At 72.6% G+C, this 17,063-nt stretch carries 14 protein-coding genes and 2 pseudogenes; 3 read left to right on the top strand and 13 right to left on the bottom strand.

Annotated elements, in window-relative coordinates:
- Nucleotides 1–38 precede the first annotated feature (38 nt).
- The 6 genes from AB0903_RS29620 to AB0903_RS29595 form a co-directional block, all read right to left on the bottom strand.
- Entirely contained in the window at nucleotides 39–1,298 is a 1,260-nt protein-coding gene (locus tag AB0903_RS29620; protein WP_366707800.1) for an ABC transporter substrate-binding protein, read from the bottom strand.
- Entirely contained in the window at nucleotides 1,295–2,521 is a 1,227-nt protein-coding gene (locus AB0903_RS29615) for a branched-chain amino acid ABC transporter permease (protein WP_366707799.1), read from the bottom strand. Before AB0903_RS29615 ends, AB0903_RS29620 begins: the two co-directional genes overlap by 4 nt.
- The gene (locus AB0903_RS29610; RefSeq protein ID WP_366707798.1) at nucleotides 2,514–3,404 is read right to left on the bottom strand and encodes a branched-chain amino acid ABC transporter permease; all 891 of its coding nucleotides are present in this window, start codon (nucleotides 3,402–3,404) and stop codon (nucleotides 2,514–2,516) included. Before AB0903_RS29610 ends, AB0903_RS29615 begins: the two co-directional genes overlap by 8 nt.
- Nucleotides 3,401–4,195, bottom strand: a complete 795-nt coding sequence (locus AB0903_RS29605) for an ABC transporter ATP-binding protein (RefSeq protein ID WP_366707797.1) — start codon at nucleotides 4,193–4,195, stop codon at nucleotides 3,401–3,403. Before AB0903_RS29605 ends, AB0903_RS29610 begins: the two co-directional genes overlap by 4 nt.
- Nucleotides 4,192–4,992 carry an ABC transporter ATP-binding protein gene (locus tag AB0903_RS29600; protein ID WP_366707796.1) on the bottom strand — a complete coding sequence of 267 codons (801 nt, stop codon included), beginning with the start codon at nucleotides 4,990–4,992 and terminating at the stop codon, nucleotides 4,192–4,194. The genes AB0903_RS29605 and AB0903_RS29600 overlap by 4 nt, the downstream gene beginning before the upstream one ends.
- 863 nt (nucleotides 4,993–5,855) lie before the next feature.
- Nucleotides 5,856–6,989, bottom strand: coding sequence for a glycerate kinase (locus AB0903_RS29595; RefSeq protein ID WP_366707795.1), 1,134 nt, complete (start codon nucleotides 6,987–6,989; stop codon nucleotides 5,856–5,858).
- Between the two features lie 485 nt (nucleotides 6,990–7,474).
- Here AB0903_RS29595 and AB0903_RS29590 point away from each other — a divergent pair, with 485 nt between their 5' ends.
- On the top strand, nucleotides 7,475–8,584 hold the full coding sequence (locus tag AB0903_RS29590; RefSeq protein WP_366707821.1) for a hypothetical protein: 1,110 nt from the start codon (nucleotides 7,475–7,477) through the stop codon (nucleotides 8,582–8,584).
- On the opposite strand, the gene AB0903_RS29585 is transcribed toward AB0903_RS29590, so the two are convergent.
- The gene (locus AB0903_RS29585) at nucleotides 8,556–8,759 is read right to left on the bottom strand and encodes a DUF2191 domain-containing protein (protein WP_366707794.1); all 204 of its coding nucleotides are present in this window, start codon (nucleotides 8,757–8,759) and stop codon (nucleotides 8,556–8,558) included. The genes AB0903_RS29590 and AB0903_RS29585 overlap by 29 nt on opposite strands.
- A 70-nt stretch (nucleotides 8,760–8,829) precedes the next feature.
- On the opposite strand from AB0903_RS29585, the gene AB0903_RS29580 reads away from it, so the two are divergent.
- Nucleotides 8,830–9,552, top strand: coding sequence for a Sir2 family NAD-dependent protein deacetylase (locus tag AB0903_RS29580; RefSeq protein WP_366707793.1), 723 nt, complete (start codon nucleotides 8,830–8,832; stop codon nucleotides 9,550–9,552).
- A gap of 215 nt (nucleotides 9,553–9,767) precedes the next feature.
- Here the strand turns inward: AB0903_RS29580 and AB0903_RS29575 are convergent, their stop codons facing one another.
- Complete coding sequence (locus tag AB0903_RS29575) at nucleotides 9,768–10,292, bottom strand: methylated-DNA--[protein]-cysteine S-methyltransferase (protein ID WP_366707792.1); 525 nt, start codon at nucleotides 10,290–10,292, stop codon at nucleotides 9,768–9,770.
- 12 nt (nucleotides 10,293–10,304) lie between these two features.
- Entirely contained in the window at nucleotides 10,305–11,813 is a 1,509-nt protein-coding gene (locus AB0903_RS29570) for an AlkA N-terminal domain-containing protein (RefSeq protein WP_366707791.1), read from the bottom strand.
- Between the two features lie 115 nt (nucleotides 11,814–11,928).
- Here AB0903_RS29570 and AB0903_RS29565 point away from each other — a divergent pair.
- Nucleotides 11,929–12,527 (top strand): annotated as a pseudogene (locus tag AB0903_RS29565) (DUF4291 domain-containing protein).
- 44 nt (nucleotides 12,528–12,571) lie between these two features.
- Here the strand turns inward: AB0903_RS29565 and AB0903_RS29560 are convergent.
- From AB0903_RS29560 to AB0903_RS29545, 4 genes and pseudogenes are all read right to left on the bottom strand, one after another.
- Nucleotides 12,572–13,108, bottom strand: a complete 537-nt coding sequence (locus tag AB0903_RS29560; RefSeq protein ID WP_366707790.1) for an O-acetyl-ADP-ribose deacetylase — start codon at nucleotides 13,106–13,108, stop codon at nucleotides 12,572–12,574.
- 26 nt (nucleotides 13,109–13,134) lie between these two features.
- A complete protein-coding gene (locus tag AB0903_RS29555; protein ID WP_366707789.1) occupies nucleotides 13,135–14,550 on the bottom strand; it encodes an NAD(P)/FAD-dependent oxidoreductase in 1,416 nt (471 codons plus the stop codon).
- A 172-nt stretch (nucleotides 14,551–14,722) separates the two neighbouring features.
- Nucleotides 14,723–15,541 (bottom strand): inositol monophosphatase family protein, encoded by an 819-nt coding sequence (locus AB0903_RS29550; protein WP_366707788.1) that lies wholly within the window; start codon nucleotides 15,539–15,541, stop codon nucleotides 14,723–14,725.
- An 88-nt stretch (nucleotides 15,542–15,629) separates the two neighbouring features.
- A pseudogene (locus AB0903_RS29545) lies at nucleotides 15,630–16,119 on the bottom strand (gamma-glutamyltransferase); the annotation flags it as partial.
- Nucleotides 16,120–17,063 lie beyond the last annotated feature (944 nt).

Below are 17,063 nucleotides of genomic sequence, written 5' to 3'. Positions count from 1 at the left end.
GGGTACGGTGCGGGTCGGGGCCCGCTGGGGCCGACCGGTCAGCCGGCCGACGGCGTGTAGGACTCCGCCGCCTTCGCGGCCGCCGCCTCGCGGACCACCTTCAGGCCGCCCGGCACGGACTTGTCCGGCTTCATGATCAGACTCTGGCGGGTGGACGGCGCCTCCGGGTCGGAGAAGTCGTGGGTGATGCCGAAGCCGTTCTCGTACGCGCCCAGCGTGAGCAGTGCCTTGCCGACACCCTCCCTGGTCAGGTCCTTCTCCGCGCACGCCTTCTTCAGCGCCTCTCCGAAGACGGTCGCCGCCGTGTGTCCGGCGACCACGCCGTTGTCGAGCCCGTCCTTCGGGTAGGCGGCCGCGTAGTCCTTGGCGAGCTTCGCCGGGCCCGCGTCCGGTGCGCCGATGGGGAGCGTGGAGGCGGCGATGTAGAAGTCCTTCGACAGTGCCGGCCCCGCCGGCGTGGCCAGCAGCTGCGGCGCGAAGGCGGAGTTGTTGCCGACGATCGGCACGTCGAAGCCGCCCGCCGCCGCCACACCGGCCAAGGAGGCCGCCTGCCGCGGACCGGCGCTGAGCAGGATCGCCTTGACGCCCGCCTTCTTGAGGGCGGCGACCTGCGCCGACATGTCGTTGTCGGTCGGCTTGATCTTCTGCTCGACGACGGTGAGCCCCGCCTGCTGGGCCGCGTACTTCGACCCGGCGAGCGCGTTCTCGCCGTAGTCGCCCTCGAAGAAGACGTGCCCGATCTTGTCGCCCTTGGCGATGCGCTTCTCGGTGAGCAGATAGTCGACGGCGTTGATCGTCTCGACGTCGTACGTCGCGCCGACCACCCGGACGTACGGGCTGCCGAGCAGGTTCGCCGACCACGCCTGGGGCAGCACCAGCCCCTTGTCCTGGCCGTCGATGCGCTGCTCCACCGCCGCGACGAACGGCGAGCCGATGAACTGCGCGAAGCCGAGCACCTTCGGCTCGAGCTCGGTGTAGCCGGCAAGGGCCTTCTGCGGGTCGTAGCCGTGGTCGCGCACGGTCAGTTCGATCTTCCGGTCGCAGATGCCGCCGGCCGCGTTGGTCTGCTTCGCCCACAGCTGCTGAGCCTGGGTGACGCTCTTGCCGAGCGACGCGTAGACCCCGGTCATGTCGGTCAGCACGCCCAGCGTGATCGCCTTGTCGGTGACGCCGTCCCCGGTCTTCACTCCCCCGGCGCCCTTGGTGTCGCCGTCGCCGTCGGCGGCCTTGGAGCTGCAGCCGGCCGTCACCGTCAGCGCGAGGACGGCGAGGACCGCCGCGTAGGTTCTTGACTTCATTTCTTCTCCCGAGGGGACGGAACGAGGCGGGTGAGTCCGCCGGGCAGGAACAGCACGACCGCGACGACTGCCGCGCCGTACAGATAGCGGGATGCCTCTCCCGGGGAGACGCCGCCGGTGCCCGGTGCGGAGACCAGGGGCAGGGCGTCGCTCCAGCGGGTGAGCACCTGGGGCAGCAACGAGACGAACACCGCGCCGACGACGGCTCCGGCGACCGTGCCGAGACCGCCGATGACGATCATGGCGAGGTATTCGAGGGAGAGGATCATGCCGAAGTACTCGGGCACGGTCCGCTGGAAGACCAGGGCGAGCAGGACGCCGGCGAGGCCCGCGTACATCGACGACAGGACGAAGACGGCGGCACGGTAGCGGGCGACCGGCACGCCCATCACGCCGGCGGCGATCCGGTGGTCCCGCAGGGCGTTCATCGCGCGGCCGGGCCGGCCGCGGAGCACGCCGCGGGCGAACAGCGCGCAGGCGAGAAGGGCGACGAGCGCGGCGTACCAGAGCTTCTCCATGGACTGGAACGGAACGGCGGCGACAAGGAGTTCCGTGTCGTCGAAGTCGAACCCGAAGAGGGAGAGCGGGGGCACGGACCGGCCGTTGAAGCCGCCGGTCAGATCGCGGGCGTTGAAGAGCACATGCTGACCGACGAAGATCAGCGCGAGGGTCGCGATACCGAGGTACGCCCCGCTCAGCCTGCCCGCGATCGGGCTGAACAGCCCCCCCGCCAGCCCCGCGAGGCAGACGGCGAGCACGGCGGCCAGCCAGGTCGGCAGGCCGAGCCCGGCGAGCTCGTGGCCACTCTCCACGTCGTTCCCGCCGGCCAGGACGCAGTAGCCGTAGGCGCCGACGGCGAGGAAGAAGGCGTGGCCCATGGACAGCTGCCCGGTCGCGCCGGTCAGCAGGTTGAGCCCGATGGCGCCGATGGCGGCGGCCATGGCGAACAGCCCGGCCTGCAGCCAGAAGCGGTCGAGGTAGAAGGGCAGCGCGAGGAGGAGGAGCGAGAACAGGATCCAGACGTACGCGCGGGGCCGGGGCCGGAACCATGCCGGTCGCGCGGCAGCGGACCTGGACGGCCCGGCCGGGGCCGGCTCGGGCCGGGCAGGCTCCGGCGCAGGCGCGGAGGACTTGGCCGACGCGGTCTCGGCCGGCTTCGCCGGCTCGGGCGGGGGCGTCGGCCGGGCCGACGCGTCCGGACGCGGGCGGGGGGTGTCAGACACGCGCGAGCTCCTTCGTGCCGAAGAGTCCGGCCGGCCGCGCCAGTAGCACGAGCAGCATCACCAGGTACGGGGCGAGGTCGCCGATCCCGCCGCCGAGGAAGGTCAGTTCGCTCTGGTAGCCCGTCGCGAACGACTCCGTGACCCCGACGATCAGACCGCCGGCCAGTGCGCCCGTCGTCGAGTCGAGGCCGCCGAGGATCGCCGCGGGGAACGCCTTGAGGGCGGCGAGCGACGTGGCCCGTTCCAGGCCGGGCGTCGGGAAGACGGTCAGGAAGAGCGCCGCGACCGCCGCGAGCGCACCGGCGACCGCCCACGCCGACATGGACACCCGGCCCAGACGTACGCCCATCAGCGCCGCCGTCTGCGGGTTCTCGGCCGCCGCCCGCATCGCCACGCCCCACGAGGTGTAGCGGAAGGCCAGCAGGAAGGCCGTGATGAGCAGCGCCGCCGCGACGAACGCCGCGATCCTCGTCTGCGCGATGGTGATCTCACCGATGTTCACGACCCGGTCGCCCCAGGGGTCGCCGAGCGCCAGCACGTCCGTGCCGATCATCCGGGTGAGTTCGGTGGTGAGAAGGATGTCGACACCGATCGTGACGATGGCGAGGACGCTGTGGTCGGAGCCCCGGTACCGGCGCATGACCAGGAAGTCGACGGCGGAGCCGACGACCGCCGCGCCCGCGATGCCGACGGCCAGCGCCGGCCAGAAGCCGAGGTCGTCGTGGAGCACGGCGGTGATGTAGCCGCCGGCGAGGAGGAGCGAGGCGTGGGCGAAGTTGACCACCTCGGTCGCCTTGAAGATCACGACGAAGCCGAGGGCGATCAGGGCGTAGACGGAGCCGATGGACAGCCCGCCGAGGAGGAGTTCGACGAAGGTGGTCATGGCGTGGCCTCCGTACCGAGGTACGCCTGGACGACTGCCGGATCGCTCTGCACCTGGCCGGGCGTGCCGCCCGCGATGCGGCGTCCGAAGTCGAGCACGGTCACGGCGTCCGCGAGCCGCATCACCACCCCCATGTCATGTTCCACGAGCACGATCGATATACCGAGGCTGTCGCGTACGCCCGCGACGACCGCGGCGGTCTGCCGCCGTTCGTCGGCGGTCATGCCCGCGACCGGTTCGTCCAGGAGCAGGATCCGCGGCTCCATGCACAGGGCGCGGGCCAGTTCCACGAGTTTCTGCTTTCCGTAAGGGAGCTCACCGGCGGGCCGGTGGAGGTCGTCCGCGAGTCCGACGAACTCGGCGATCTCCGCGACGCGTTCACGGTGCCGGCGTTCCTCGCGCACCGCGGACGGCAGTCGCAGTCCCGCCGCCACGAACCCGGTGCGGGTGAGCCGGTGCCGGCCGAGCAGCAGGCTGTCGGCGACCGTGGCGCGGGGCGGCAGCGCCAGGTTCTGGAAGGTACGGGCCACGCCGAGGGCCGCGATGCGGTGCGGCGGGAGGCCGGTGAGTTCGTCGTCGCCGAACCGGACACGGCCCTCGGTCGCCTTGTACACGCCGGAGAGGACGTTGAACGTGGTGGACTTGCCGGCCCCGTTCGGTCCGATGACGGCGTGCACACTGCCCGGCTCGACGGTGAACGACACCCCGTCGAGGGCGGTGAGACCGGCGAATCGGACGGTGACGTCCTCGACGGTGAGCGCCACGTCGGTGGCGGTCGTCGTCGCGCTCATGCGGACCACCTCCTGAGGGCGGGCACCGCACGCCGGGGGCCGTCGGCGTCCTGCGCGGCGCTCTCGTCGACGACGCCGAGATACCGGCGCCGGACCTCGTCGGAGGCCGCCAGTTCGTCGGCGGGACCGGAGAGCGCGACCTCGCCGACGTCGAGGACGTACGCGGTGGAGGCCAGGCGCAGGGCGATCGCCGCGTTCTGTTCCACGAGAAGGACGGACGTGCCGGCGGCGTTGATCTCCTGGACCGTCTCGGCGATCCGCTCCGCCATCAGCGGGGCGAGGCCGAGTGACGGCTCGTCCAGCAGCAGCATGCGGGGCCTGGCCATCAGCGCCCGCCCCATGGCGAGCATCTGCTGTTCGCCGCCGGACAGGAGACCGGCCTTCTGGTGCGCGCGGTCGGCCAGTACGGGGAACAGTTCGTGGACGCGGGCGAGCGCGGCGGCGGACTCCCGCCGGCCGCGCACACCGAGCGTGCCGGCCCGCAGATTGTCCGCCACGGTCATCCGTGCGAAGACCTGCCGGCCCTCGGGGACCTGGACGACCCCGGCGGCCACGACGCCGGCGGCACCGAGGCCGTCGAGGGGGCGGCCCTCGAAGGTGATCGTCCCCGAGGTGACGCGCCCACGCTGGAACGGCAGTGTGCGCGACACCGCTCGCAGCAGGGTGGACTTGCCGGCGCCGTTGCCGCCGAGCACGGCGACCACGGCTCCCTCTGGCACGTCGACGGACACGTCCCGCAACGCCCGCACCGGGCCGTACCCCACGGACAGCGCCCGCACCTCAAGCGCGGCGGCCATACGCAACCCCTTGTCCGGCTCACCAACGGTCGGCTCGCCTCTCGGGGGCCAACATCAGCACCGGGGGGTCGGCGGGGTCCATGCCCGGAGGGCTACTCGCTGCGTCTGACCAGCGGCGGGAGGGGCACGTTGTGCGGGCGCACAGCGGGTGTGCGGCGGTGTCACGCGGGGTGGCGCGGCTCTGCCCGTGCGTATCGGTGCTCGGCATACCGCCTGGCCGATCAATCCTCACCACCCGACGGCACCCGTTCCCTCACGTTCTCCGTCAACACCCAGACCAGCGCGAGCGACAGACCCGCGCTGCTCGCGCGGCTCCGCACGGTGCAGGAGGACTTCGCCTGCGCACTCCTCAACGACCACCGCGCCCCCGGTGCCGATTGAGGCCGAGACCGACTGGGACCGAGACCGACTGGAATCGAGACCGTCGGGGCCACGCGGCACGTCTCTCGGCACAGCGCCTTGCGGCGCTTCGTCCGTGCCGTGAGCGCTGCTCCGTGCCCGATCCGCGGGCGCGAGCCGGATCTCGTCCCTGCCCGCGCCCGCTGCCCGTGATCTCGCACCGCCGGGTGGGCTGCCTGCTCGCGTCAGGGGCGTCCAGCGGCACGTCCGGCGTGCGATACCACCGCGCGAAGCCGGCGCGCCGCGAAGGGAAGAGCCCCCGTTCACGTCCGGAGGACATGCCGGGCTCGTTCGGCGGGGGCGAAGACACCGCACGGGTCCCCGAAACGGGTCGGAGCCCCCGCTCGCGAGGGGGCGGGCCGGCAAACAGGCCGACCGCAGACGCCACCACCATCCACCAGGGCCGCGGCGGTTCGGTCCGGTCCGGGCCGGGATCGGGCCCGGACCGGACCGGTCACGCCAGGTCAGGTCAGGAAGTCGCGCGCGATCGACTCCGCCGCGCGTTCCAGCAGCGGTCCCGCCTCCGCCATGCACTTCGCCGGGTCCGGCTCAAGCGCCGTCAGGGCGTACGCGCGACGGATCCCGGCGCGGCCCAGGGCCTCGGGGGGGAGGGTCAGGCGGCCGCAGACCGCGACGACCTCGATGCCGCGCGCGCGGGCGGCCGCCGCGACACCCGCAGGGGCCTTGCCGTGCAGGGTCTGCTCGTCGAGGGAGCCCTCCCCGGTGATGACGAGGGTGGCCCGCGCCAGCGCGGGAGCGAAGCCGAGGACATCGAGCATGACCTCGATCCCGGGCCGAAAACTCGCCCCGAGGGCGACGAGCGCCCCGTAGCCGATGCCGCCCGCCGCGCCCGCGCCGGGCGAGTCCGCCTGGTCGGGGCCGAGGACGGAGGCGTAGTGCGCGAGGGCCTCGTCGAGAACGGCGACGTCCTCGGGCGTGGCGCCCTTCTGCGGGCCGTAGACCGCGGGCGCGCCCTTGGGCCCGGTCAGCGGATTGTCGACGTCGCTCGCGAGGATCAGGTCCACGTCCTTGAAGCGGGCGTCGAGCCCGGACAGGTCGGCCGTGGCCAGTTCCCGCAGGCCCGCGCCGCCCGGCGGCACGGGCCGGCCGGACGCGTCGAGGAAGCGGGCGCCGAGAGCGGCGAGCATGCCGGCCCCGCCGTCGGTGGTCGCACTGCCGCCGACGCCGAAGACGATCGTGCGCGCGCCCGCGTCGAGCGCGGCGCGCAGCAGTTCGCCCGAGCCGTACGTCGTCGCGGTCAGCGGCGCGAAGACGCCGGCCGGCAGGTGCTGGAGGCCGGACGCCTCCGCCATCTCGACGACGGCGGTGCCGTCCCCCAGCGCGTAGGCGGCGGTCAGCGACTCACCGCGCGGCCCGGTGACCTCCACCTCGCGACGTTCGAACCCGGCCGCGACCGCCGCGGCGACCGTGCCGTCGCCGCCGTCGGCCACGGGCAGGGCCTCCACGGCCAGCCCGGGCACGACCCGCCGCAGGCCGGCCGTCACCCGCTCGGCGACCTGCACGGCCGTGAGCGAGCCCTTGAACTTGTCAGCCGCGACGAGCACCCGCGCGGGCTGAGTAACTGCTCCGTCCGTCACCTTGCATCCCTTGCTATCGAACAGGCAGTCGCGCCGCCCCGACCCTATCGGCACCGCCGGAGGGCGTGCCACCCTGCCATCGTCCGACATCGCATGCCGAAGTTCGGTCGTGACGCACAAAACCGGCCCAGCGCGTCGTGCCCGTGCGCCGTCGGCCGAGTACGGCTCTCGACGCGACCGCGCGGGGCCGAGGGCGGTTCGCCGGACCACCGGGCGCGGGGAGTCATGGCGGGAAAGCCAGGAGCGGCGGATAAGATCGAACGCGAGAACGGTCTGCCGCCTGTCGCACGACTGCCGGGTGCCGGAAGCCCGCCGCAGCGCCTGGGCTTCGCCCTTCGTGGTGACACGCGGGGCGGGCCGGACGCCCTTGGACGGGCGTGGTCCGTGCTCCGGGAACAAGGGGAGGGACCATCAACACGAGGAAGGCCCGCTTCTACGGCTTGCTGTCCGTCGCTGCCTGCTCGGCAGCGGCGGTCATCGGCAGCCTGGCCGTCGCGGGGGGCGGCGAGTCGCCGCGCAATGCACCCGGGCGGCCGCTCGGGATCGACGGCGGATCGTGGCAGTCCGGTCATCTGCAGGGCATGGCCCTGGACCGCGCCGAGGGATTCATGTACTTCTCGTTCACGAATCTCCTGGTCAAGACGGACCTGGAGGGGCGTCCGGTCGGCTCGGTCACCGGCTTCACCGGACACCTGGGTGATCTCGACTTCCACGCGGAGGACCGACGGGTCTACGGCTCTCTCGAATACAAGGAGGCCAAGGCGTTCTACGTCGCGATCCTGGACGGCGACCGGATCGACCGAATGGACATGGACGCGGCCACCAGCGGCGTCGTGTCCACCGTTCACCTCCGGGAGGTGGTGGACGACTACACGGCCGACATGGACGCCGACGGCGCCTTCGACGGCGACACCGCGCACACCGCGGACCATCGCTACGGCTGCAGCGGCATCGACGGACTGGCCTTCGGCCCGGCGTTCGGAAAGAGGGACGGACGGCAGAAGCTGACCGTCGCCTACGGCGTGTATCCCGATGCCGGTCGCACGGACAACGACCACCAGGTCCTGCTCCAGTACGACATCGGCGACTGGGCTGAGCTCGAGCGGCCCCTGACGGAGTCCCGGCCGCACCGCAGCGGGCCCTCGGCACCCGACGGGAAGTACTTCCTGTACACGGGGAACACCAAGTACGGCGTGCAGAACCTCGAGTACGACGCGCACGCCCGCCGCTGGCTGCTGGCCGCGTACAAGGGAACCAAGACCGCCTTTCCCAACGCGTCCCTCTTCCTGGTCGACGGCGACCGTGCCCCGAGGAGCGGACCGCTCCGCGGTCAGCCGGAGCCCGAGCGGGGACGGTTGCTGAACCTGGTTCCGCAAGGGGTCCACCACGGGCCGTCGGGAACCTACGGCTGGGAGTCGGCGGGCCAGTTCGGCCTGGTCTCCCTCGACGACGGCCGGTTCTACGTGGGCGACGCCGCCGAGGTCCGCGACGGCGGCGTCACCAGGCAGACCGGGAAGGCGGTGCTGCACCGCTGGACCGGCGACGTACCGACACCGTTCGCCGCGGTCACGCCTGGTGCTGCTCCGGAGGCGTGACGTCACGCTCGGCGCGGGGCTCCTCGCGTGCGGCCGCCCGTGCCTCCGTGCGGTGGCCGCGCGCGATGTAGTCGCACACGACGAGTTCGACCGCGTCCTGCGGGCTGCCCACGCCTGCAAGCACCATGACCTCGACGACGAGTTCGGCGTCGAGTGTGACCGTGACCTTCGCCATGATCGGACGGTAGCACCGGGGGTGCGTAAACGGATCGCGAACGGCGAAGCGGCCTGCGTAGGCTCGGCTCATGACTCTCGTCGCGATCCTCAGCGGCGCCGGCATCTCCACGGACTCCGGCATCCCCGACTACCGTGGCCCGCAGGGGCTTTGGCGCCGCGATCCAGAAGCCCAGAAACTCGTCACGTACGACTGCTACATGGCCGACGCCGACATCCGGCGCCGCTCCTGGATCATGCGGCGCGAGAGCGCGACGTGGAACGCGGAACCGAACGCCGCGCACCGGGCCGTGGCCGCGCTCGACCGTCGTCCGAACGTCGCGGTGCGGGTCATCACGCAGAACGTGGACGGGCTGCACCAGCTGGGCGGGATGCCGGACCGCAAGGTGCTCGAACTGCACGGCACCGCACGGACGGTGACCTGCACCCGCTGCCATGTCCGCTCCCCGATGGACGAGGCGCTGGCCCGCGTCGCGGCCGGGGAGGAGGACCCGGCGTGCACGGCGTGCGGGGGCATCCTCAAGTCGGCGACGGTCATGTTCGGTGAGCGGCTGGACCCGGTGGTGCTCGGCCGTGCCATGGCCATCGCCAAGGCGTGCGAGGTGTTCGTCGCCGTCGGCACGACGCTCCAGGTGCAGCCGGCCGCGTCACTGGCCGGTGTCGCCGCCGAGCACGGCGCCCGGCTGATCGTCGTCAACGCCGAGCCGACGCCGTACGACGAGTCGGCCGACGAGGTCGTGCGGGAGCCGATCGGGACGGCGCTGCCCGCGCTGCTGGAGCGGTTGGCCCGCTAGCGGATCTCCTGGATGCCCGGCTGCGTCGCCAGTGCCGCGACCGGCGGCGTCCGCCCGTCGAGGAGCGTCGTCCCGTGCGTGCGACCGCCAAGGGGCCGGAACCCCTCGTAGCGGAGCCACCAGGGTTTTCGGCCAACGCGGCGAGCATGCGTGCTGGACGGCGCGACAGGGCGGAGCCCGCCTGGAGGAGCATGGGACCCGTACGAAGAACGGGACTAGAAGAGCGCGTCCTCGTCGGCGCCGCGTTCGAACGCGAGCAGCCGCTGCTTGCGCTCCAGTCCGCCGCCGTAGCCGACGAGGCTGCCGGAGGAGCCGATGACCCGATGGCAGGGCACGATGATGCCGATCGGGTTCCTGCCGTTGGCGAGGCCCACCGCGCGGGAGGCGCCCCGGTTGCCGAGTTCCTCCGCGAGTTCGCCGTAGGTGCGGGTCTCGCCGTACGGGATGTGCCGCAGCCGGTCCCAGACGCGGCGTTGGAAGGGCGTGCCCTCGAAGTGCATCGGGAGGTCGAAGTCGGTCAGCTCGCGCGCGAAGTACGCCTCGAGCAGGCGGATCGTCTCGCCGAACGGCGTCCCGTCTCGGTCGCCGAAGGTCTCCTCGGCGGGGCGGTGCCGCTGACCGGTCATGTAGAGGCCGCTCAGGACGCCGTCGGTGGCGACGAGCGTGAGCGGGCCGTACGGGCTGTCGACGACCGTGTGCCGCCTGGTGGCGTTGCCGGTCACGGTGGTGGGCCTGGTCATGGCTGGATGTCCTTACGCGGGAAGGTGGTTGACGGGATGATCGTCCGATGCCCACAGGTACTGGACCGCGTAGGCGCGCCAGGGCCGCCAGGCCGCCGCGCGTGCGGTGAGGGCGGCGGGGGTGGCCGGCAGCCCGAGTGCGGACGCGGCGCGCCGCATGCCGAGGTCGGTGGGCAGGAAGGCGTCGGGGTCTCCGAGGGCGCGCATGGCGACGACCTCGACGGTCCACGGTCCGAAGCCGGGCAGGCCGGCGAGGCGGGCCCGCGCCCGGTCCCAGTCGCTGCCGGGGTCGAGCTCCAGTGTGCCGTCGGCGAGGGCGTCGACCAGGGTGGTCAGGGTCGTGCGCCGGCTGCGGGGCAGCGCCAGGGCCTCGGGGTCGAGGTCCGCCAGCGCCTCGGGGGCCGGGAAGAGGTGGGTGAGACCGCCCTCCGTGTCCTCCACGGGCACGCCGTGCGCCCGGACCAGCCGGCCCGCGTGGGTCCGGGCGGCGGCGATGGAGACCTGCTGGCCGAGCACGGCCCGTACGGCGAACTCGGCCGCGTCGACGGTGCGGGGCACGCGCCGCCCGGGCGCCTTGTCGACCAGCGCAGCCAGCAGCGGATCGTCCCGCAACTGGTCGTCGACGGCGACCGGGTCGGCGTCGAGGTCGAGCATCCACCGGCATCTGCTGATGGCGATGGTCAGATCGCGCGGGTCGGTCAGCGACAGCCGGCAGCCGATGTGGTCCGGGTGCGGGGTGAGGGCGACGATCCCGTGCCCGTACGGCAGACGGAGCGTGCGCCGGTACGCGCCGTCCCGCCACTCCTCCACGCCGGGCACGCCGGTCGCGGCGAGATGACCGAAGAGGTTGCTCGGTTCGAGGGGCGCCCGGTACGGAAGCCTGAGCGCGATCACGCCGGGCGTGGGCGGGGCCGAGGGGACGCGCGTGCGTCCGGCCCGCTCCCGCAGCCGGCTCGGTGCGAGGGCGAAGACCTCACGGACGGTGTCGTTGAAGGTGCGGATGGAGGAGAAACCGGCCGCGAAGGCTACCTCGGCCATGGGCAGTCGGGTCGTCTCGATGAGGAGCCGCGCGGTCTGCGCGCGCTGCGCCCGGGCGAGGGCGAGCGGCCCGGCCCCCAGTTCGGCGAGCAGCTGGCGCTCGACCTGCCGGGCCGAGTAGCCGAGCCGCGCGGCGAGCCCCGGCACGCCCTCCCGGTCGACGACGCCGTCCCTGATGAGCCGCATGGCGCGCGCGGCGGCGTCGGCGCGCTCGCTTCTCCCCCAGGGCCCTTGGCCCGGGAGGTGCCCCCATGGGCGACCTGGGCTGGTGTCGGGCCTGCACCGCTTGCAGGCCCGGAAGCCGGCCTGCTGGCAGGCGGCTGCGCTCGGGTAGAAGGTCATGTTCTCGGCCTTCGGAGGCACGACCGGACAGCTGGGGCGGCAGTAGATCCGGGTGGTCAGCACGGCGGTGAAGAACCATCCGTCGAACCGCGCGTCCTTGGACCGGACGGCGCGTACGCAGCGCTCGATGTCGGTGTGCATGCGTCCAGGATGAGGCTTCGGCGAGGCGAGAGCTGGCGGGAATCCGACACCACCCTCGCCCGGCCAGGGTGAAAACCGGTTCCCGAACGTCCGGGGTCGCCCCTAGGGTCGCACCATGCTGCAGAGCCCCCGCCACGAGGTCCGTGCGGTCTTCACCGATGACACGATCACCGTGTACCAGGCGTACGCCGCGCGGATCGCGGAACCGGCGTCGGCGGCGGGCACCTTCGTCGAACCGTTCAAGCGCACGCGGATGACGTGGATCAAGCCGTCGTTCCTGTGGATGATGTACCGCTGCGGGTGGGCCACGAAGGCCGACCAGGAACGGGTGCTCGCGATCGAGATCACCCGGGGGGCTTCGAGTGGGCGCTCTCCCACGCCTGCGTCAGCCATTTCGACCGGTCCCGTTTCGCGACCGAGGCCCAGTGGCGTGAAGCGCTCAGGTCGAGTCCGGTCAGGGTCCAGTGGGATCCGGAGCGGGACCTGCGGCTGACCCCTCTGCCGCACCGGGCGATCCAGATCGGGCTCTCCGGGCCGGCGGTCGACCGGTACGTGGACGCGTGGATCACCGGTATCCGTGACGTGACACCGCTGGCGCACGAGATCCACCGGGCGGTCGCGGACGGCGACCTGGAAGCGGCACGGACGCTGCTCCCGCCGGAGCGGGCGTATCCCCTTTCGGCGCAGGCGGCCGAGCGCGTCGGACTCCACTGAGGCGACCGAGCCCGCCGGACCACGCTGTGAGGCGTGCGCCCCGGTCAGCCGTACGACGCGAGCGCGGCCTCGAAGGCCGCGTACGCCGCGTCGTCGAAGAGCACGAAGCGCACCTCTGTGACCGGCTCCGCGGCGCTCTCGCGCACCGTGCGGACCGCGATGCGGGCGCCGTCGTCGAGCGGCCAGCGGTAGACGCCGGTCGAGATCGCGGGGAACGCCACGGTCCGCGCACCCAACTCGGCCGCCACACGCAGCGATTCCCGGTAGCAGGAGGCCAGCAGCTCCGAGCGGTCCTCCGAGGTGCTGTGGACGGGGCCGACGGTGTGGATGACGTGCGCGGCGCCCAGACGTCCGGCGGTGGTGGCGACGGCCTGCCCGGTGGGCAGGCCCTTGCCGTAACGGGAGGCGCGGAGGGCCCGGCACGCGGCGAGGACCTCCGGTCCCCCTCGGCGGTGGATGGCGCCGTCGACTCCCCCGCCGCCGAGGAGCGAGGAGTTGGCGGCGTTGACGATCGCGTCGGAGCGCTGCTCGGTGATGTCGCCGCGGACGAGAGTGATGGCCGGGTGTCGAGGCTGCGTCATGGCCCCATGGTGCCTGCGGGCGGGCGTCACCGCTCCCGCAGGCGGCGCCAGACGGCCTTCGCCGCGTGGTGGCCCGACATGCCGTGGACTCCGGGGCCCGGCGGGGTCGCGGAGGAGCAGATGAAGACCGCGGGATGCGCGGTGGCGTAAGGGACGCGGGCGAGTTTGGGACGGATGACGGTCTGGAGGCCGGCGAACGCGCCGCAGGCGATGTCACCGCCGACGTAGTTGGCGTTGCGCGCGGCCAGTTCGGGCGGGCCGGCCACCGCGCGGGCCAGGACGAGGTCGCGGAACCCGGGCGCGAAGCGCTCCAGTTGGCGCTCGACCGCCTCTGTGGCGTCGCCCTCCCAGCCGGCCGGGACGTGCCCGTACGCCCACAGGACGTGCTTGCCCTCCGGCGCTCTCGTCGGGTCGATCACGCTCGGCTGGGCGGTGATCAGGAACGGCGCCTCCGGGGGGCGGCCGGAGACCGCCGCGCCGAGGGCGGTCTCGATCTCGGCCGCGGTGGGGCCGATGTGCACGGTCCCCGCGGTACGGGCCTCCTCTGCGGTCCACGGCATCGGGCCCGACAGCGCGTAGTCGATCTTGAAGGCGGCGGCGCCGTACTTGTAGCGCCAGTACGCCTGGCCCAGGCCGGCGATCCTGGCGAGGGCGGTCGGTGAGGTGTCGAAGATGTACGCCCGGGCGGGCGGGAGCTCGTCGAGCCGCTTCACGGTGCTGCCGGTGTGCACGGTGCCGCCCTGTTCGCGCAGGTAGGAAGCGAGGGCGTCGGAGATCGCCTGCGAGCCGCCGCGCGGCACGGGCCAGCCCACCTCGTGCGCCGCGAGGGCGAAGAGCAGGGCGATGCCGCCGGTCGCCAGGCCGCTGGTGGGGGCGATGGCGTGGGCCGCGAGCCCGGCGAGGAGGCCGCGCGCCTTCTCACCGCGGAAGCGGCGGGCGAGCGTGCTCGCCGGCAGGATCGCGTCGAGCCCGAAGCGGACGTAGCGGTACGGGTCGCGGGGCAGGCCGTCCCACGGTGTGCGCAGGAAGTCCGCGGCGAGGTCGCCCCAGTGGCCCAGGTAGGGCGCGACCAGTCTGCGGTAGGCGCCGGCGTCGGCCGCGCCGAGGGACATGGCGCTCTCGCCGACGGAGCGGCTGAGCACGGCGGCGGTGCCGTCGGGGAACGGGTGGGCGAGGGGCAGTTCGGGGTGCAGCCACTCCAGGCCGTGCCGGGCCAGGGGCATGGCGCCGAAGGCGGGTGAGCCGATCCCCAGCGGGTGGACCGCGGAACACGGATCGTGGCGGAAGCCGGGAAGGGTCAGCTCCTCCGTCCGCGCTCCGCCGCCGACGGTGTCCATGGCCTCGTGGACGGCGACCGAGAAGCCGCGGCGGGCCAGTTCGACCGCGGCTGTCAGCCCGTTGGGGCCCGCTCCCACGACGACGGCATCGAGCATCGACTGCACCTTCGGACTCCTTCGTCAGCCGACGGCCTGGAGAGCCAAGGATATTCCGGGGCGGTGACATCGTGTGGCCGGGTACCGTCCGGTCCCCCTGGAGCACACGATCGAGGGCATGGCGGCGCGGCCGGCGGGGACGCCCGGTGTGCGTGCGGTCTCGCTCGGCGGCAGCCGCGCGTCAGGTCAGCAGTTCCCTGACCCGGCGGGCCGTGGCCTCGTCGCGGGCCGCCGTGAACGGCAGGTCGTTGGAGCCCGCGATACGGAACGGCTCTCCGGTGACCGTGAGATGGGCGCCGCCCGCCTCCGTGACCAGCAGCAGCCCCGCCGCGTGGTCCCAGGCCAGCTCCCAGGAGAAGGCCACCGCGTCCAGGTCACCGCGTGCCACGGACAGGTACTCGAGACCCGCGGAGCCGCAGGGCCTGGCCTCGACACCCGGGACGGCGAGTCCCAGCAGCGCGCGCTTCTGCTCGGGAGTCGTGTAGTCGGGGTGGGACATCGCGACGCGGAGGACCGAGCCCGGTTCGGGCGAACCGGACCGCAGCGGTGTGCCGCCCAGCCGGGCGCCCCCGCCGCGGACCGCGACGGCGAGCTCGTCCAGGACCGGGGCGTACGTCCAGGACGCGAGCACCTCGCCGCGCAGGGCGAGCGCCACGAGCGTGCAGAACCCGGGCTCGCCGTGCACGAACTGGCGGGTGCCGTCGACCGGGTCGACGATCCAGACCGGCGCGCCCCCGTGCAGCGCCTCCGCGACGGCGGCGTCGGCGTGCACCGCCTCCTCCCCGACCACCACGGAACCGGGCAGCAGCGCGGTGAGCGACGCGGTCAGGTGCTTCTCCGCGCTGCGGTCGGCGATCGTGACGAGATCGTGCGGGCCGGTCTTCTCGTCCACCTCGTGCGCGGCCAGCCGACGGTAGCGCGGCATGATCTCGGCGGCCGCCGCCTTGCGGACGGCCTCCTCGACGTCGGACAGGTCACCGGTCAGAAAGTCATCGATCATGCCTCAAGACAATCACGCCCGGCTGACATCGCGGGAGGTGTTCAGCGCCCCACCGCGTAACCCTGCATTCCCCTGGGGTTCGCCGCGGCTCGGTCTCGAAGAGTCGGCGTACGGTCTCCACCGTCGCGCAGAGCCGTTCGACGGGAGGGTGCCCGTGCTCGGCGCAGCCGATGGTGTGATCAAGCACCTCGGCGAGGGACGTGGTCCGTGATCACGCAGCAGAAGCGTCCAGGCGTCGAACGCGCCCGGCACGGCGGCGGCCGGCGGGCCGGTGCCGGGGACAAGTCCGAGCCCGAGCGACCGGTAGTGCCCGGCGGCGGCCCCGGCGGGCGCGACCCCCTGTCCGCACGGTACGCGCACCTAACCTCGCCGTCGGCCGGCGCGACGACGAACGGCACCTCCCCGGCGGGTCCGCACAGATGCGGTTCGACGACGTGGAGCACGAACCCGGCGGCGACGGCCGCGTAGGCGTTGCCGCCCCGCTCGAGCACGGCCATCGCCGACTGCGAGGCGAGTCAGTGCGTGGAGGACACCATGCCGAAGGTGCCACTCAGGGTGGGACGAGTCGTGAATTGCATATCTGACCTCGGTGTTTACGTGTGTCGGTCGCCCCAGAATGGACCGTGGGGAGAATCTGGGGAGAACGAGCCCGAGGCCATCTCCTCCAGGTAGACCCATTGCCCCTCTTTCCTGACCGGCTGTTGAGGCCCGAAACTGCTGCGCTCGCAGAGTCAACGTGCACAGCGGATCAGCGACAACCCGTCTCACCTGGCGAGATGGTTCCCCGTGGTGGGCACCAGAATCTCCTGTTGCACGCTGCCGCTCCGTTACGCGGACACGTCGTTCTCGCCGACTCACGACGCCCCCACGATCGCGATCCCGGTACCGCAGGTGGAGGAGCTCGGACGCCAAGTTGCCCAGGATCTCGATACCTTGCCCCGTCAACCAGGCGGCTGATCCAGTCACCCTGCGGTGACCTCCTTCACCGTGGCCATTTCCTCGTCTGGCACGTCCTCCTCCGGCGTACGGCGGCGATGACCTGTGCGTTTGTACCGAAGACGCGGCAGTAGATCGCCCGAACTCGGCGGCGACATGCACCACACAACCCTGCGCGTGACCGTCACCGGTGAAGACCGGCTGGTCATCCTCCGCTTCGCGCCCCATCCGGAGAGGCAGCTCCCCACGAGCGCGCCCTAGGTGTGCTGTCCCGGGACGTTGGTGACAGGCGGGGCCTGTCGATGAATTAGTGGAGCGTGTCGCGGTTGCTGGCCGCGGATGTCGCGTGCATGACGTAGCCGACGAGGTCGCTGGGATCGATCAGGCGGGCGGGGATCACCTCGGGGTGGTGGCCGTGCTCCTCGAGGAGGGGGCGGACCTGTTTGATCAGAGCTCTGGCCTGGTTCTCTCCGATGCGGAAGAGGTAGGCGGTTACTGACTTCGGCTCGTTAGGGTGACGCTGGATCGTCGAGGGCCAGGCCGGTTCCGGCTATGAAGCCGTCGAGGGTGTCCGGCCGGTACTGAA

The organism is Streptomyces sp. NPDC048389 (assembly GCF_040706335.1).
Classification (GTDB): domain Bacteria; phylum Actinomycetota; class Actinomycetes; order Streptomycetales; family Streptomycetaceae; genus Streptomyces.
This window is presented reverse-complemented; position numbering and strand designations above follow the sequence as displayed.

Coding starts and splice junctions, on each gene's coding strand:
- AB0903_RS29620 (WP_366707800.1), bottom strand. CDS start 1,298: ATGAAGTCAAGAACCTACGCGGCGGTCCTCGCCGTCCTCGCGCTGACG.
- AB0903_RS29610 (WP_366707798.1), bottom strand. CDS start 3,404: ATGACCACCTTCGTCGAACTCCTCCTCGGCGGGCTGTCCATCGGCTCC.
- AB0903_RS29605 (WP_366707797.1), bottom strand. CDS start 4,195: ATGAGCGCGACGACGACCGCCACCGACGTGGCGCTCACCGTCGAGGAC.
- AB0903_RS29600 (WP_366707796.1), bottom strand. CDS start 4,992: ATGGCCGCCGCGCTTGAGGTGCGGGCGCTGTCCGTGGGGTACGGCCCG.
- AB0903_RS29585 (WP_366707794.1), bottom strand. CDS start 8,759: ATGGCGAAGGTCACGGTCACACTCGACGCCGAACTCGTCGTCGAGGTC.
- AB0903_RS29580 (WP_366707793.1), top strand. CDS start 8,830: ATGACTCTCGTCGCGATCCTCAGCGGCGCCGGCATCTCCACGGACTCC.
- AB0903_RS29575 (WP_366707792.1), bottom strand. CDS start 10,292: ATGACCAGGCCCACCACCGTGACCGGCAACGCCACCAGGCGGCACACG.
- AB0903_RS29570 (WP_366707791.1), bottom strand. CDS start 11,813: ATGCACACCGACATCGAGCGCTGCGTACGCGCCGTCCGGTCCAAGGAC.
- AB0903_RS29560 (WP_366707790.1), bottom strand. CDS start 13,108: ATGACGCAGCCTCGACACCCGGCCATCACTCTCGTCCGCGGCGACATC.
- AB0903_RS29550 (WP_366707788.1), bottom strand. CDS start 15,541: ATGATCGATGACTTTCTGACCGGTGACCTGTCCGACGTCGAGGAGGCC.